A 16,440-nucleotide genomic window follows, 5' to 3' on the forward strand; every position below is an offset into this window, starting at 1 on the left:
GCTGGAAAACACTCTGTTTGAGCACTCAAAACATCTGGTTCAAATTGAACCCGTTCACCAGGATGCGCGCCCCGGTTGTACTGATATGAGACATGTTGAAATACAGCACCTTGTCGTCATCATTCACGATGGGGCAAATCTGCTCCTTGCAGAGCAGGGGCACAGGGTCGAGCAGGTCCACTCCCTGTTCCGCAGCGATGCGATCCAGGGCGCCATTCCAAGCCGCAGAGGCGGAGAGAACCTCCTGCACATCACGCCCGATCTGTCCTGGCGGCACGTTGGAGGCGAAGGCATAGCCAGCGATCGACGGGGCATCCATGTTGATGTTGGGGATCTGCTTCACCAGAACGACGCGCTTGCCCGCCCCGACCAGCCGCGTCACCAGCGCCTCGTAGCTCGCCACCATGCGCTCGAACGGCAGGCTGGTCAGATAGTGCTCGGCATTGACCAAGAGGATGACGCTCCCAATGTCCGGATCTTGGACCACCTTCTCGAGCATCTGTGCGTTGATGGTGGCGCAGTTCCGGCGCCCCGGCATCTCGATGTCCAGCACCGGCGGGCAGGCACTGGCGGTGAGCACACGCAGAGACTGCCCCTGTTCCGCCAGGCTCTGCCCGAGGGAGAAGGCAAGTTCGGCGCCATGGCTGTCGCCCCAGACAAGCAGGTCGGGGCGGGCGCTGTCATCGCCCAGGACGCAGGTCTTCTCGTAAGGCAGCTGCTGTCCTGCATCCCGGTGACAGCGGCTGCGCACGGGGCTGTAGGCCTCCGCTGCCGCGAAGGCTTCCAGCGCCGGCGGCGAAAACCTCTGCGGCATCCCACCGGCATTCCAGATCAGGAGTGCGGCGAGGCTGACGATAGCCATCCCCCCGGCCCCCATCCTCAGGAGAGGGACCCGTCCGGGGTCCAGGGTCATGAAGCGGCGTTCGACGAGGTGGTAGCTGGCGATCGCCAGCAGGACCGACACCGCCATGGATGCAAGGTAGAGGCCCACCCCAACCTCCGGCTGCTGCCAGATGCGCAGGTAGGCCAGGACAGGCCAGTGCCAGAGGTAGAGCGAATAGGAGATATCGCCAATAAAGCGGAGCGGCCCGAGATCGAGTACCCGCGCCGCAGGCACGGGTCCCTCGCGACCCGCATAGAGGATCAGGCCGGCCCCGAGCGTCGGCCAGAGCGCCATCAGTCCCGGAAAGCGGTGGGTTTCCTGCAGCAAGGCGAAGGATCCGATGATCAGCACCAGCCCGCAAACGACCAGGAGATTGCGCGCGGTCATGCTCCGCAGCCTGAAGGGCAGCAGGGCGCAGAGACTGCCCAGGAGGAGCTCAAAGGCCCGGAAGGGCGACAGGAAGTAGGCCCCCAGGGGGCTCTTGGTGATGGCCCATTCCGACAGGCCGAGGCTCAGTGCGAAGGTGATCGCGAGAAGCCAGATCAACGCGCCGGGCAGGAAGCGCATGACCAAGAACATGAACAGCGGGAACACGATGTAGAACTGCTCTTCCACCGAAAGCGACCAGGTATGCAGTAGCGGCCTGAGGGTGGCGGCTTGGTCGAAATAGCCGCTGCTGAAGTAGAAGTTCACGTTCGAGACAAAGAAGACCGAAGACAGCGTGTTCTGCGCCACCTCGACCAGACCGGCGGGCGAGAGCAGAACCACTCCCACGGCCAGGGTCGCCAGCAGCACGACCATCAGGGCCGGGAAGATGCGCCGGACCCGCTTGCGGTAGAAATCGGCGAACGAGAACCGCCCCAGGGACATGTCGCGATACAGGATCCCCGTGATCAGGAAGCCGGAGATGACGAAGAAGATGTCGACGCCGACGAAGCCTCCGGGCAAGGCATGGGGAAAGGTGTGAAACAGGACCACGGAACCGACCGCTAGGGCGCGGAGCCCTTGGATATCGGTTCGCAGTCTGTGGTGTTTTCCCTCTGTCGACATCGAGATCAGGTCCCTGCAATAAGGTCTTGGCGAAATAAATTGTGGGTGTGGTGGCGCGCGACCACGGGGCTCATCCCCGCGGCGCCGCGGCGCCACCTTCGAAAAGACTGCCCTGCCAGAACGGCAGCATCGACATGACCGTCGTCCGGCTGAGATGATTGTCGTCGACATAGAGCGACAGCCCGCCGTCCCGCGTCGCCGGGCAGATGTCGGGACCGCAGAGCTGTTCCCCGACATCGACCACCGACAGCCTTGGATACTCGGCCGCTAGCCGGTCCAGCACGACGCGGGTATAGGCCTGGCGCTGCTCGAACTGGGCCCGGCTCACGCCGAAGTCGCGCTCGCGGTGCATCAGGGCGTTCACGCCGGTGGCCCGGGGGATGTTGGTTTCCTGCTCGGGGACATAGGCGACGACATGGATCCGTTTGTCCTGCAGACTGTCCAGCATACGGCGCAGGCCAGCCTCGGCGACGATGCGGTTGGTCTCGACCGACGGATCGGAATGGTCGGCGTCGGTCAGGAAGATGCTGCCCCGGTTGAGCCCGAAGCGGGAGGCCTCAAAGGCGCTGCTCCATCGGGCCACGAGGAAGACATCACGCACCTCCTCCCGGGAGGCGATCTGCTCGGCTGCGGCGGCGAAGAAATCGGCGCATACCCGTTCGCCCTGGGTCACCCCCAGGAGGGGATAGCAGCCGCCATAGGTCAGCACGTAGCCCGCCCTTCCGGCCGCGGCACCGGCGGCGGTGATCCCCGGCGCCATGGCATCGCCGAAGCTGTCGCCGATGATGGCGAAATCCGGGGGCACGCCCTCGGCGCCCTCGACGCAGTAGTCGCCGCCCCGGATGCGCTCGGGCGAGAGCCCGTTGCAGGCCCGGCGGCGCGGGTTGATGTCCAGCGCCACGTTGCTCAGCTCGGCCACCCGGTCGGGCAGGCGCGAGGGAATGCCGTCATAGACCCGCCCGGAGGCGCCGAAGAGGAAGGCCAGGCAGCAGATCGCGACGCCCCCCACCAGCACGCTGCGCTGCGTCAGGAAGCCCTTGCGACGGAACGGCTGCTCGATGAAATGGTAGGAGAGGACGGCCATCCCGATCGCACCTGCGACGGCGGTGATCTCCAGCCAGAGCGCAGGTTCGCCCTCGGAGAGGTAGCGCATGAAGACCAGCGGCGGCCAGTGCCAGAGGTAGAGCGAGTAGGAGATCCTGCCCACGTAGACCACCGGGCGCAGTCCCAGCAGGCCGGCGGCCAGGGTCTCTTCGCCGCCCTCGCCCAGCTTGATCAGCAGCGCCGCCCCCAGCACCGGGAACAGCGCGGCGAGCCCCGGGAAGGGCGTGTCTTCGCTGTAGAGCAGCACCGGCAGCAGGATCAGCCCCAGGCCGAGCACCGACAGCGCCTGGCGCAGCGGGGCGGCCAGAGCCGTCGCGCCGCCCCGCAGGGACAGGGCGATGAGACTGCCGCTCAATAGCTCCCAAGCGCGCAGCCAGGGCATGTAGAAGGCGCTTTGCATATCCGTCGCCACCCCCTGCACCGCGCCGGCGAAGGACAACAGCCAGAGCAGGACGAAGACCGGCAACGCGTGGCGGATCAGGCGCAGCCGGGCCATCAGCACCAGCAGCAGCGGGAACACAATGTAGAACTGCTCTTCGACGCCAAGCGACCAGGTGTGCAGCAGCGGGCGGAATTCCGAACTGGTGTCGAAATAGCCGCTCTTCATGTCGAAGTAGAAGTTCGACAGGAACAGCGCCACCGCGGCCAGGCTTTCGCCGAATTCCTTGAAGTCCACCGGCAGGAACAGCAGCCAGCAGGCCACCGAGACGACCAGCGCCATGGCATAGAGCGCCGGGAAGATCCGCCGCACCCGGCGCTCGTAAAAGGCGAAGATCGAGAACCGCCCCTCCTCGACCTCGCGCAGCAGAATGCCGGTGATCAAGTAGCCGGAGATGACGAAGAAGACATCCACCCCGACGAAGCCGCCAGAGAACAGCGCGATCTTGGCATGGGCAAGGAAGACCGAGACGACAGCCACGGCCCTCAGCCCGTCGATGTCGCGCCGGTAGCCTCCCCTGGAATGTGTCGATCCGGACATGCTCTTTCCCTTCCCGAAAGCGCGCCACCGGCCGGAGCTGATGGCGCGGGACCCGGCCCTCAGCTGCGGGCGTAGACGTCTTCGTAGCGCACGATATCGTCCTCGCCGACATAGGCACCGGTCTGCACCTCGATCAGCACCATGGGGATTTTCCCCGGGTTCTCCATCCGGTGGACGCAGCCGAGCGGCAGGTAGATCGACTGGTTCTCGGTGACCAGGCGGACCTCGTCGTCACAGGTGACCCGCGCCGTGCCCTCGACCACGATCCAGTGCTCGGAGCGGTGGAAGTGGCTCTGCAAGGAAAGCGAGCCGCCCGGATGCACCATGATCCGCTTCACCTGGAAGCGGTTGCCCACCACCAGGCTTTCGAACCAGCCCCAGGGGCGGTGATCCTTGGGGAAATGCGTCGCCTGGGCGGCGCCCTTCTTCTTCAGCGCCTCGACCGCCTTCTTGACGTCCTGGGCGCGCGACATGTCGGCGACCAGCACCGCGTCGTTCATCGCCACCGCCATGATGTTGTCGAGGCCAATGCCCACCACTTCCAGGTTCTCGCTCTCCGAGCGCAGAAGCGAGTTGGTGCAGTCGATGGCCGTGGCCGCGCCGCTGGTGGCAACGCCGTTGGCGTCGGGACCAGTCTCGCGCCAGACGGCGTCCCAGCCGCCAAGGTCGGACCAGCCGGCGGTGAAGGGCACCACGGAAAGGTTCGCCGCCTTCTCCATCACCGCGTAGTCGATCGAGATATCCTCGGCCCCCGCCCAGGCCTCGGGCGCCAGGCGCAGGAAGCCGAGATCGGGCTTGGCGTCTGACAGCGCGGCCTTCACCGGCGCCATCAGCTGCGGCGCGAAGCTTTCGAAGGCGGCAAGGATATCCTTGGCCTTGAACAGGAAGATCCCGGCGTTCCACAGGAAGTTGCCGGCGGCGAGCATCTCGGTCGCCTTGGCCTCGTCGGGCTTCTCGACGAAGCGCGACAGCTTCACCGGCTCGCCGGAGGTGGCGGCGGAGAGTTCCAGGTAGCCATAGCCGGTTTCCGGATGGGTCGGCGTGATGCCGAAGGTCACCAGGTCACCGGCCTCGATGGCGGCAAGGCCCTTCTCGACGGCGGCATGGAAGGCCTGTGCATCGGGCACCACGTGATCCGAGGGGGCGACGAGCATCACCGCCTCGGGGTCATTGTCGGCCAGCGCCAGGGCGGCGGCAAGGATCGCCGGGGCGGTATTGCGCCCCTCAGGTTCGATCAGAATGGCGCCCGGGTCGATGCCCACGCCCTGCAGCTGCTCGGTGACGATGAAGCGGAAATCGGAGTTGGTCAGCACCATGGGGGCGGCGAAGCGCAGCGCGGCGGTCTCGCCTGACAACCGCTTCGCCGAGGCCTGGAACAGAGTCTCTTCACCGACCAGCGGCACGAACTGTTTGGGATAGCTCTTGCGGGAAAGGGGCCAGAGGCGCGTCCCGGATCCGCCACAGAGCAGGACCGGGGTAATGGAGGTGAATGCCATCCTGTGGAAACCCAATTTTGGAAATGTCTGTCGCAACTGTTATCAGGCTTTCGGGGGGGCTCAACCCCCATGCCCGCCACTCCGCGTGACTTTGCCAAACTGTCACGGGACGGCCTGCCGCGACGCAGCATTATCAGGCAGACCCGGGCGCGCCTGCTACCCTTGCTTGGCCTTGCGGGCAACGAAGCCCAGAAAGGCGCGGTCGGCCGAGCGCAGGCGCGGCCGGCCCGAGATGGCCCAGAAGGCGCGCCATTCGGCCTCCAGCGCGTAGACGTCGGCGCCCGGCAGCATGTCGCGGGCCTGCTCCAGCGCCTCTGCCGAGAGCGGCGGCGCGGCGGGGCCCTCCTCGATCACCTGGGCGCGGCGGGAAAAGCGGATCAGGTCGCCCTCTTCCTCGGCCAGGTGGTAATCGGGCAGGTGGTCGCTTTCGATCATGTCGCGGATCATCTTGCGGAAGACCCGGCGGGGGCTGGCGCTGCCGGACTTCTTCAGCAGCACCTCGACCGAGACCCGCCATTCGGGCTGCTTGCCGCAATGCTTGCGGGCCAATTCGTAGATGCGCCGCTCCAGCGGTTTGCGCAGGCGGAAGTAATCGCGGCTGAGCGTCAGCACCGATTTCGACAGCACGGCGCGAAACAGCCAATCGCTGAGCGTCACGGTCACGCTGACCATGCGCCCGCCGCGGGTCTTCTTCACGATCTCCCATTTCTCGATCAGCCCGAAGCCGGTGGTCACCTCTTCCTCGCCGGTCACTATATTGGTGGTGATCCTTGTGCCGGCCAGCCGCTCGAAGGCCTCCTTCAGGCGGCGGTAGGCATCGCCGGAGGTCTCGCGGTTGGTCGCCACCAGCAGGTCATGGGCGCGCAGGGTCAGCGTGCGCCCGACGGCGCGACCGGCGTTGATCGCCGCCATCAGCTGGGAGATGCAGAAGATCAGGATATCTTTATCGTGGATCGTCGCCAGCCCCTTCACCGAGGGGATGACCTCGATCTGCGCGCCACGATGTTCGTAGGACAGGATGCGCCGGTCAGGCCGGGTCGAGAGGGTGAAGACCGGGTGCTCCATCGTCGCCATGTCATCCTTGGGGATGGCATCGAGGATGTCGCAGATGAAGAAGTCGATCTGCGGATGCCGCTCGGGCAGCAGGGCGCCCCCCTGGGTGCGGATCGCTGTCGTGGCCATGGCTGCCCATTCCTCTGCCGAGAACGCCACGCGGCCCCGGTCGGTTTCGCCCCTGCACGGAGATCCCGCGCCTGCTCGTTCGAACCTGGTCGGTGCCCCCGGCGGCAGCCATTCGCGGGAACCCGGCCTTTCGTGGTTTCATTGACGCTCACCCTAGGGATGTGCCCCCCCATGGTCCAGCCCTTCCTTCGGGGGTTCGGAGTCGCTTCAACGGGGGTTCGGAATCGCCCTATCGGGGGTTCAGAGTCGCCCTGCCCTTTTCCGTGGCAAGATTCTGATTTTTTTTCAGATGCTTAGCGCCCAGCTCCGGATCCCGTAACACTATAAATAACACATATCTAACAAGAGGCGGATTTTCGCAGGACCTCCGGGCTGCCGGTTTTCCAGACGGAAAAGTCCCGTATTTTCAAAGAAAAGGAGAATCGGGTACCGGTTTTCCTTACATGTGCGCAGTTTCGTGGTATCTTGATGGAAACGCGGCACATGAGGCGAGCATGACCAGCGACCAGCCCCCCTATTTCAACATCGACCCGGACCGGGCGCTGCGCGATCTCGGCGCGCCCTTTTCCACTACGCGCTTCCGTGAGGTAGCCGAGGCCTGTGCCCGCGGGCGCAGCGATCTCGCCTCTCGCGGGATGGACGCAGAGGGCCGCAAGTCGCTGCGGCTCTTCTCCACCTGGGAGATTACGCGCTACCTGATCCCGGTGGCCACCCCGCATTTCCGCCGCGTGCTGAAGGCCAATCCAGAGCTGCCGCAGGGGCGCTCGGAAAGCGATGGCGGGGCCAAGTGGTTCACCCTGGACGAGGTGCTGCGCCTGCGGGCCCATTTCGCCGCCGAAGGATCGAAGGCGAAGGAATACCTGCCCTACCGGCCCAAGGGCCAGCCCGCCAAGATGGTCGCCGTGGCCAACTTCAAGGGCGGCGTCGGCAAGACCTCGACCGCAGCGCACCTGGCGATGTCGGCGGCGCTGGATGGCTACAAGGTGCTGGTGGTGGACCTGGATTCCCAGGGGTCCATGACCTCGATCTTCGGCGGCCGCGTCGAGGATGAATGGCAGACCGTCTTCCCCCTGCTCGCCCGCCACTACGCCCGCCACCTGCGCGCCGACAACCAGCTGCGGCTGGATCGCGGCGAGGCCCCCCTGCCCCTCGACGACACGCTCTCGGAGGCGCTGGAGGTCAAGGCCGGAGACCTCGTCCAGAAGACCCACTGGCCCAATATCGACCTGATCGGCGCCCAGCTGAACCTCTACTGGTCCGAGTTCCAGGTTCCGGTCTGGCGGATCCAGTCGAGGGGCTGGAAGCTCTGGGATGCGCTGACCGAAAGCCTGGAGGCTGACGGGGTGCTGGACCAGTATGACGTGATCTTCCTCGATACCCCCCCTGCCCTCGGCTACCTGACGATCAACGGCCTGGCCGCGGCAGACATCCTGCTGGTCCCCCTCGGCGCCTCGTTCCTCGAGTTCGACTCCACGGGCCGCTTCTTCGACATGCTGCATTCCACCTTCGCCTCGATCGAAGAGGGAGAGAACATGGCCGCCCGCGCCCTTGGCCGCGAAGGCCTGGCCTTTGAGTGGGACGCCGTGCGCGCGGTGATCACCCGCTACGACGGCGCCCAGCAAGGCGAGCTGGCCTCGCTGATGCAGGCCTACCTCGGCCCGGTCCTGTCGCCCGAACGGCAGGATTTCACCGCCCTCATCGGCCAGGCTGGCGAACAGGTGAACGGCATCTACGAGGCCGACTACCGCGACTTCAACCGCGAGACCTATGTCCGCGGCCGCGCCACCTTCGACGAGACCTATGCCGGGTTCAAACGCCTGCTGCTGGCCACCTGGCGCCGCGACGAGCTGGCCGACCAGGAGGCGGCGGAGTGATCCGCCCGGCGCAGATGTTTCGCGCGCGAAACGCAGGTTGCAGGGGGGCTCTGCCCCCCTCTCCTTCGGAGAGTCCCCCGCAGTATTTTCAGCCGTCGGATGGAACAAGGACCTCTTGCTCCTATCCGATGGCCATAAATACTGCCGCCGGAGGCCATCGCCCGGCAGGGCGATATCTGCCTGACCGTTTCGCACGCGAAACAAATGCTCAGTGTTTCGCGCGCGAAACATTTGCCGGGCGCCCCGGCGCGAACCCCTTAACCTCTGCCGCCCAGGCTGCGGCGACATCCGTCCTGTGAAGGAGGCACCATGGCCAAGCGCAAACGTCTGACCCCCGCCAATCCCGACTTCCTCGGCGGCCCCGAGGAGAGGTCCCTGCCGAAGACCGGCCTGGCCGGCGGGCTGAGCCCGGACGAGGCCGAGGCCCTGCGCCGTCCCCGCGCCCCGATTGCCGAGGTGGCGGGCGAGGCCTCGGCGGCGGCGGCGCTGAAGGAGCTCTCGGATGAGATGACTCGGGCCCGCGACGAGGGGCGGCTGATCCAGTCGCTGGCGCTCGTCGAGATCGACACCGGCCACCTGGTGCGCGACCGCATGTTCACCGAAGAGGAAGACCTGGTCGCGCTGATCGAGAGCCTGCGCCGCCGTGGCCAGCAGACGCCGATTGAGGTGGTGGATCGGGGGCAGGGTGCCGCGCCGCGCTATGGTCTGATCTCGGGCTGGCGGCGGCTGGCGGCGCTGAGCCGCCTGGCCGCCGAGGACCCGAAGTTCGCCCGGGTTCTGGCGCTGGTGCGTCAGCCTGCCAGTTCCTCCGAGGCCTATGTGGCCATGGTCGAGGAGAACGAGATCCGCGTCGGGCTCAGCTACTACGAACGCGCCCGGGTTACGCTGAAGGCGGTGGAGGAGGGGGTCTACCCCGACCTCAAGACCGCGCTGAACACGCTCTTTGCAAATGTTTCGCGCGCGAAACGTTCGAAGATCAAGAGCTTCACCCGGCTGGTCGAGGCGCTGGACGGGGCGCTCTCCTTCCCGACCCAGATCGGCGAACGGCTGGGGCTTGAGCTGGCGAAGCGGCTGGACGAGGAGCCGGGCCTGGAAGACCGCCTGCGCGGGCGGCTGGCCGAGGCCGGTCCGGCCAATGCTCAGGAAGAGCAGGAGGTGCTGGCGCCCGTGGCGGCGGCCTCCTCTGCCGGTCGCGCCCCTGCTGCGGAGCCGGCACAGCCCGTTGCCCGCCGTGGCGCGGGGGTCGAGGTCAGCTATGACCCGGGCCGGGCACGGCTGGTGCTGAACGGGGTGGATGCCGATCTCTACGGCGCCCTGGTGGCCTGGCTGGGCAAGCACTGATCCGAGCAAATGTTTCGCGCGCGAAACGTCTGGATGCATCTCGGCTTTGCCTTGTCTGCTGCAGATCTGGACGGACATGGTGGCTCGGATACCCTTGCTGCAAAGGCTTCTGAGCGTGCGCTTTAGGACCTTCCCTCGGTGCTGGGAATGAGCTCAGCGCTATAGAGAACACTGTGATGACACACAGTAACTCAGAGGAAATCATGCCTAAGAAACCCTTCCAGAAAAGCCGCCTTGCAGACTTCGTGACTACGCGGGTCCTGGAGTTGAGGACCCGCAAGACGCAGGCTGAAATCGCCGCGGAAGCTGGCTTCACGAACCCCAACGTGATCTCGATGCTCAAGTCTGGTGCGACCAAGCTTGCGCTTGATCGGGTGCCGAGCCTGGCTCAGGCCCTCGACTGCGATCCGGCTTACCTGCTGCTGCTGGCGCTGGAGCAGGCTGAAGGCAATACCGCCGCGGTCGCGCTGATGGAGATCATGGGCACGCCGGTCACCGCCAACGAGCTTGGCTGGCTCAAGGAGATCCGGGATGCCTCGGAGAACACCGATCCCAGGCTGACGGGGCGCAGCCGGACTGCGCTTCGGGCCATCTTCGGCAAGTGAGCGATTGCCATGTGGCATGAGCTCTAGGCCTGTGCCTTTCGGGAAGGTGGCGTTCAGCCCCTTCCCACTCCGTGCTTGCGTGTTGTCCGTGGGGATGTCGCATGCTCTTGGATGGCGCGAGGCGTCAAGAGGCCGAGAGTGTAGTTCAAGACCTCAGAAGAGAAGTGGAATTCGCGTATTTGCCTCTTGTCCGCTCACCTGGGTATCGTGAGAGAGCAGCTTCACAGGAGGCCCAGCTTCTCCGCCCTCTCCAGCAGCATCTTTACCGAGGAGGGCTGCCAGCGCGTGCGCCCGCGAGGGGTGCGCTCGCGCATGGCTTCCAGCCGGTCGCAGATCGCTTGCAGGGTCATGTCTGGATCCGCGCCCCTGAGTGCGGCCACGATGGCCGGCAGGCGGTCATCTGTTTCGCGCCGCGCCGCCCGGCCCAGCACCTCGTCCGGCAGGAACCCGTCGCGGACATAGGCTTTCACCGCGCGCAGCAGGCGGCTTTGCGTCCAGTGACGGTCGCGGGGCAGGGGGGCGTTGATGATCCGCAGCACGTCTTCCCAGGCCATGTCGGGGCGCAGGCGGCGGACATGGGGCACCCAGTCCGGTGCCATCCTGTTCAGCCGCTCCATGTAGCCGTCCTGCTGCGCCAGCCGTAGCTTGCGCAGTGCAGCCGGATCGCGGGCCCTGAGGCCGGGGTTGCCGCCGATCCGCCCCTTGTCGCGCGCGCTGGCCAGCCCGGCCTTCGTGCGCTCGCGGATCAGCGCACGCTCGAATTCCGCCGCCGCGCCCAGGACCTGAAGGGTGAACTTGCCCTGCGGAGAGGCGGTGTCGATGGGATCCTGAAGAGAGCGGAAGAAGGCCCCCTTGGCCTCGAGCTGTTCTATCACGTCCAGCAGGTGCGACAGGGATCGCGCCAGCCGGTCGATCCGCACCACAACCAATGTGTCCCCTCTCTGCACGCGCTCCAACACAAGGGTGAGCTTGGGCCGCGCGCGGTCACCGCCCGAGGCGTGTTCTTCGAATATCTCGGTGCATCCCGCCGTGCGCAGGGCCTCGGACTGGGGCAGGGGGGTCTGTTCCTCCGTGGAGACGCGGGCATAGCCGATGAGGCGCATGGGACCTAGGATTTTCAATTTAATTTACCGTAAATAAATGATCGTTTGAAAACGATTGCAAGCCGGCTTCCGCTGTCGCGCTGAGCAGCAATAATCAACCTCGCAAGGGGCTGAGCACGGTCACAGAGTTGCTGTGCTGCGTCCCCTGCTGCTTTCTGTGCGACTTTTGAAGAGTGACGGGATAGATCTCCTTCAGTTGTGTGCATAACTTGCCTATTATGCACAGATGAGTGGTAAACGTACTGTTTCTGAAGATGATTTCGATCACCCGACCTTCGGCATGGAAGGGGCGGAGGCTATCGCAGAAGAGGAGCTTTGGTTCCTACCTGGACCTGCCGAGGCAGAGCCGGACTTTCTAGTCCCCGGTCCGCATGCGGAGCCCTCCGAAACCGAGGTGGTTCGCAACCGGGTCAGCGATTGGGTCGAGGCCGAGCGCGATCATGCCGCGCGTCTTGCGCGAGTGGCCGGACGCCTAGGGGCGCTTGACGACAGGCTTTGGCGTGGCCCCGCCGGCTGGCGACACCGGCTCGCGCTGATCGAGGCCGCCGACCTCAGCTGGTTCGCTGGGGACCGTGTTGGTCCGGATCGGCTGGCGCTCTGGCTGGCCATGCGGCTATCGGGGGTTCAGATGGATCAGGCGGCGCTGATACGTGTCGGCTGGGCCTTCCGGCGGCTGTCTGGTGGTCCTGGGCCGAGGGCAGATCTACCTGCCTTCCTTGACCGGCGCGACCCGGACCGCATCGCGCCAGATGCCGAACGGTTCGAGGATCGTTCTGCAAGCTGGCTGGCGATGATCCAGGCGGGCGCTGACCTGCATCCGATCACCTGCGCCTGCATGGGATATCATCTGTGGGCGATGGCTGGGCTGGGCGAACCAGGCGGCGGGCAGATCGACGCGGCAGTCACGGCGGCACGGGTCGCCACCGGCGAGGCGTGTGGTATGGTCTTCGCGCCGCTGGCCATGGGCGGGGCCGGGGGGATGCGCGTCGCCGGTACGCCCTCGGAGCGTCTTGGTCGTTGGCTGGACGGGATGACCAGCGCCATCATGACCGCGACACGCCACCTCGACGAAGTCGAAACCTGGGAGCACCGTGCCATCGACCAGATGGCCCGACTGTCCGGCCGCACTCCCGCAGCATTGCGCCGGGTGCTGACCGAATGGCCCCTGATCTCGGCCCCCATGGCCGAGGCCCTGACGGGCGCCAGCCGCGCCGCAGTCCAGCGCAACCTGCTGTGGATGCAGGATCGAGGCCTGATTCATGAGGTCACAGGCCAGGGACGCTACAGGATGTGGCGGATAGCAGGGTCGTCGGCTGCCTCCATGTCACAGTAGCCCCTACTGAAGCGCTCAAACCCGACTTGCAATTCGTCATTCGACAGCGCTGTCCATGGCCTCGTCCGGGTTGCTGCCTCTGAGGAGGAACGCCGTCCCGCCCTTGCGTGCGGCCTGTCCCGGGGCACCGGCTGACGCCATTCCGACTGGACTATGGGTACAGGGAATGTACTGATGCCGACGCTTGGGTCGGGAGGTCTGGCCAAGGCACAGAGATCACTACCCCGTGGGAGGAAACATGGATCGTCGTTCTTTCATTCGCCGTGGCGCCCTGGCCGGTGCCGGCGCCGGTGCAGCCGCCCTGGCCAGCCCCGCCGTCGCCCAGGACCGCATCACCTGGCGCATGGTCACCACCTGGCCGAAGAATTTCCCCGGCCTCGGTGTCGGCGCGCAGCGCCTGGCTGACCGGATCACCGCCGCCTCGGGCGGCCGGCTGACCGTGCAGGTCTATGCCGCCGGCGAGATGGTGCCGCCGCTGCAGTCGCTGGACGCCGTGATCGACGGCACCGCCGAGATGAGCCATGGCGCCGCCTACTACTGGCAGAACAAGTCCACCGCCCTGTCCTATTTCACCGGCGTGCCCTACGGCATGACCGCCGGCGAACTGGCGGCCTGGGTGCAGCACCTGGGCGGCCAGCAGCTCTGGGACGAGGTCTATGACCAGTTCGGCGTGCAGGGCTTCCTGTCGGGCAACACCGGCACCCAGGCGGGCGGCTGGTTCCGCGACGAGCTGACCGGGCTGGACAGCCTGAAGGGCCTGCGCTTCCGCACCCCCGGCCTGGGCGGCCGCGTGTGGGAGAAGCTGGGCGCCACCGTGACCAACATGGCGGCAGGCGAGATCTTCCAGGCGCTGCAGTCGGGCGCGCTGGACGCGGCCGAATTCGTCGGCCCCTACAACGACCTGGCGCTCGGCTTCTACCAGGTGGCGAAGAATTACTACTTCCCCTCCTTCGTGGAACCCGGCCTGGCGACCGAACTGGTGGTCGACAAGGCCAAGTACCAGGCCCTGCCCGACGACCTGCAGGCGATCGTGCGCGATGTCTGCCAGGCCGAGTACGACACCGTCTCGGCGGATTTCGTCGCCAACGACCCGCGCGCGCTCAAGACCCTGGTCGAAGAGCATGGCGTGCAGGTGCGCCAGTTCCCGGAAGAGATCCTGGAAGCCGGTGCCAAGGCCTCGATGGAGATCATCGCCGAGCTGCGTGACAGCAGCGACGAGATGACCCGCAAGGTCACCGAGCACTTCATCGAGTCGCTGAACCTGATGCGCTCGCGCACCGAGGGCAACGACATGAACTTCATCGAAGCGCGGGCCAAGTATTTCACGCTTTGATTTTCTTTTCTGAAAATCAAAAGGCCCGGACGCAAGTCCGGGCCTTTTTTGTTTCGCGCGCGAAACACTGAGCACCGGTTCGGGCGAAGCCCGACAAAAGGTCCGGGGGGCCTTTTGAGGTGCGAAGGGGCGGAGCCCGACCGGTTCAGGCCGGAGCCCCCGACAGGGGCAGTGCGCCTCAGCCGGCGATCACCGAGGGCAGCCAGGTGACCAGCTGCGGGAAGGCAAACAGCAGCGCGATGGCGAGGATCTGCAGCAGCACGAAGGGCAGGATGCCGCGGTAGATCGCCGAGGTCGGCAGGCTGTCCGGCGCCACGCCGCGCAGGTAGAACAGCGCGAAGCCGAAGGGCGGCGTCAGGAAGGAGGTCTGCAGGTTGACCCCCACCATGACCCCCAGCCAGACCGGGCTGATGTCCATGGCCAGCAGGATCGGCGCGGTGATCGGGATCACGATGAAGATGATCTCGAAGGTGTCCAGGATGAAGCCCAGCACGAACATGATCGCCATGACCACCGCGACCGCCATCAGCGGGCCGCCGGGCAGGCCGGTCAGGAACTCATGCACAAGGGCGTCGCCGCCCATCATGCGGAACACCACCGAGAAGACCGCGGCGCCGAACAGGATGATGAAGACCATGCTGGTGATGGTGGCGGTCTGCACCGCCGTCTCATGCAGGATCCGGCCCGACAGCTTCCAGCGGAAGGCGGCCAGCAGGGTGGCACCGACGGCGCCCACCGAGGCGGCCTCGGTGGGGGTGGCGATGCCGCCCAAGATCGAGCCGAGCACGGCCAGGATCAGCAGCAGCGGCGGCAGCAGCGCGGTCAGGATCTCGCGCTTCAGATGGGCCTTTTCCTCGGGCGGGACGGGGGTGGCGGGGCAGCTCTCGGGATCGGTGATCGCCTTGAAGATCACCCAGCCGATATAGAGCAGCACCAGCAGCACGCCGGGCAGCATGGCACCGGCAAACAGGTCGCCGACCGAGACCGGGGTGGGGGCGAAGTTGCCCTTGGCCATCTGCACCTGGGCGTTGATGCCCGAGAGCATGTCGCCCATGAAGATCAGCACCGTCGAGGGCGGGATGATCTGGCCGAGCGTTCCGCTGGCGCAGATCACGCCGGTGGCCAGGGTCGGCTTGTAGCCCGCCCGCATCATCGCCGGCAGCGAGATCAGCCCCATGGTGACCACCGTGGCGCCGACGACGCCGGTCGAGGCCGCCAGCATGGCCCCCACGATGACGACCGAGATCGCCAGGCCGCCGCGCATGTTGCCAAACAGCTTGCCCATGGTCAGCAGCAGCTGCTCGGCGATCTGCGAGCGTTCCAGCATCACCCCCATGAAGACGAAGAGCGGCACGGCCACCAGCACCTCGTTGGTCATGTAGCCGATGTAGCGGTTCGGCAGCGACCCGAAGTTCGAGGGATCGAAGACGCCGAAGTACATGCCGAGCGCGCCGAAGAGCAGCGAGGTGCCGGCCAGGGTGAAGGCCACCGGGAAGCCGAGCAGCAGGAAGCCGATGATGCCGAAGAACATCAGGCCGGAGAGGATTTCTCCGATGAGGACGGGATCCATCAGACGGCCTCCGTGGGATGGGTGGGATCTTCGGCGCGGCTGTAGCGCAGGCGCTCGGGCACCAGGTCTTCGCGCCCCGCCAGCATCAGGACCGAGCGCAGCACCATGGCCAGCCCCTGCAGGGCGATCAGCAGGGCGAAGGCCAGGATGAAGGTCTTCAGCACGTAGAGGGCGGGCATGCCGCCGACATTGGCCGAGCCCTCGCCGTAGCGCCAGGAGCGCTGCACGAAGGGCAGGGCATAGGCCCAGACCACGTACATCGAGGGCATCAGGAACAGCAGCACGCCCACCAGGTCGATCACCGCCTTCTTCCGCGGCGTGGCCGGGCGGTAGAAGATGTCGACGCGGACGTGGTTGTCGCGCAGCAGGGCAAAGCCCGCGACGCCGGTGAACATGGCCCCGTTGAGCCAGATATACAGATCCTGCATCCAGACATGGCTGACGGCGAAGACATAGCGCTGTACCACCACGGTGAAGCAGACGAGCACGATGCCGATCGAGAGCCAGGACAGGACTGTCCCGAGCACGGCGTTGATCGTGCAGATGACGGCGGCGAGCCGCCCGAGGATCTTCATGATGCTTCCTCC

Annotated in this window: 12 protein-coding genes; 5 read left to right on the forward strand and 7 right to left on the reverse strand. The window is 66.0% G+C overall.

The genetic code is table 11. The features are described 5' to 3' along the window. Positions 1-25: 25 nt before the first annotated feature. From OS124_RS0103965 to OS124_RS0103980, 4 genes are all read right to left on the reverse strand, one after another. Positions 26-2,104 carry an acyltransferase family protein gene (locus tag OS124_RS0103965; protein ID WP_337459412.1) on the reverse strand — a complete coding sequence of 693 codons (2,079 nt, stop codon included), beginning with the start codon at positions 2,102-2,104 and terminating at the stop codon, positions 26-28. Next, complete coding sequence (locus OS124_RS23600; RefSeq protein ID WP_010138047.1) at positions 2,004-4,016, reverse strand: acyltransferase family protein; 2,013 nt, start codon at positions 4,014-4,016, stop codon at positions 2,004-2,006. Before OS124_RS23600 ends, OS124_RS0103965 begins: the two co-directional genes overlap by 101 nt. A gap of 59 nt (positions 4,017-4,075) precedes the next feature. Continuing rightward, complete coding sequence (locus OS124_RS0103975; RefSeq protein WP_010138048.1) at positions 4,076-5,512, reverse strand: mannose-1-phosphate guanylyltransferase/mannose-6-phosphate isomerase; 1,437 nt, start codon at positions 5,510-5,512, stop codon at positions 4,076-4,078. Positions 5,513-5,668: 156 nt separating this feature from the next. Beyond that, complete coding sequence (locus OS124_RS0103980; protein WP_010138049.1) at positions 5,669-6,694, reverse strand: replication initiator protein A; 1,026 nt, start codon at positions 6,692-6,694, stop codon at positions 5,669-5,671. A 494-nt stretch (positions 6,695-7,188) separates the two neighbouring features. Between OS124_RS0103980 and OS124_RS0103985 the strand changes: the two genes are divergently transcribed. The 3 genes from OS124_RS0103985 (at position 7,189) to OS124_RS0103995 (ending at position 10,514) form a co-directional block, all read left to right on the forward strand. Beyond that, complete coding sequence (locus OS124_RS0103985; protein WP_010138050.1) at positions 7,189-8,568, forward strand: AAA family ATPase; 1,380 nt, start codon at positions 7,189-7,191, stop codon at positions 8,566-8,568. Between the two features lie 309 nt (positions 8,569-8,877). After that, on the forward strand, positions 8,878-9,909 hold the full coding sequence (locus tag OS124_RS0103990; protein ID WP_010138051.1) for a ParB N-terminal domain-containing protein: 1,032 nt from the start codon (positions 8,878-8,880) through the stop codon (positions 9,907-9,909). Between the two features lie 203 nt (positions 9,910-10,112). Next, positions 10,113-10,514, forward strand: a complete 402-nt coding sequence (locus OS124_RS0103995) for a helix-turn-helix domain-containing protein (protein WP_010138052.1) — start codon at positions 10,113-10,115, stop codon at positions 10,512-10,514. Positions 10,515-10,735: 221 nt separating this feature from the next. Here the strand turns inward: OS124_RS0103995 and OS124_RS0104000 are convergent, their stop codons facing one another. Continuing rightward, a complete protein-coding gene (locus OS124_RS0104000; protein WP_010138053.1) occupies positions 10,736-11,617 on the reverse strand; it encodes a recombinase family protein in 882 nt (293 codons plus the stop codon). 226 nt (positions 11,618-11,843) lie between these two features. Here OS124_RS0104000 and OS124_RS0104005 point away from each other — a divergent pair, with 226 nt between their 5' ends. Both OS124_RS0104005 and OS124_RS0104010 read left to right on the forward strand, forming a co-directional pair. Further along, the gene (locus OS124_RS0104005; protein WP_029375146.1) at positions 11,844-12,950 is read left to right on the forward strand and encodes a hypothetical protein; all 1,107 of its coding nucleotides are present in this window, start codon (positions 11,844-11,846) and stop codon (positions 12,948-12,950) included. A 238-nt stretch (positions 12,951-13,188) separates the two neighbouring features. Further along, positions 13,189-14,283 (forward strand): TRAP transporter substrate-binding protein, encoded by a 1,095-nt coding sequence (locus tag OS124_RS0104010; protein ID WP_010138055.1) that lies wholly within the window; start codon positions 13,189-13,191, stop codon positions 14,281-14,283. Between the two features lie 178 nt (positions 14,284-14,461). On the opposite strand, the gene OS124_RS0104015 is transcribed toward OS124_RS0104010, so the two are convergent. Both OS124_RS0104015 and OS124_RS0104020 read right to left on the reverse strand, forming a co-directional pair. Continuing rightward, positions 14,462-15,853, reverse strand: a complete 1,392-nt coding sequence (locus tag OS124_RS0104015; protein ID WP_010138056.1) for a TRAP transporter large permease — start codon at positions 15,851-15,853, stop codon at positions 14,462-14,464. After that, the gene (locus OS124_RS0104020; RefSeq protein WP_010138057.1) at positions 15,853-16,428 is read right to left on the reverse strand and encodes a TRAP transporter small permease subunit; all 576 of its coding nucleotides are present in this window, start codon (positions 16,426-16,428) and stop codon (positions 15,853-15,855) included. Before OS124_RS0104020 ends, OS124_RS0104015 begins: the two co-directional genes overlap by 1 nt. Positions 16,429-16,440: the final 12 nt, after the last annotated feature.

The sequence above is a fragment of the Oceanicola sp. S124 genome, assembly GCF_000220565.1.
Lineage (GTDB): Bacteria > Pseudomonadota > Alphaproteobacteria > Rhodobacterales > Rhodobacteraceae > Pseudooceanicola.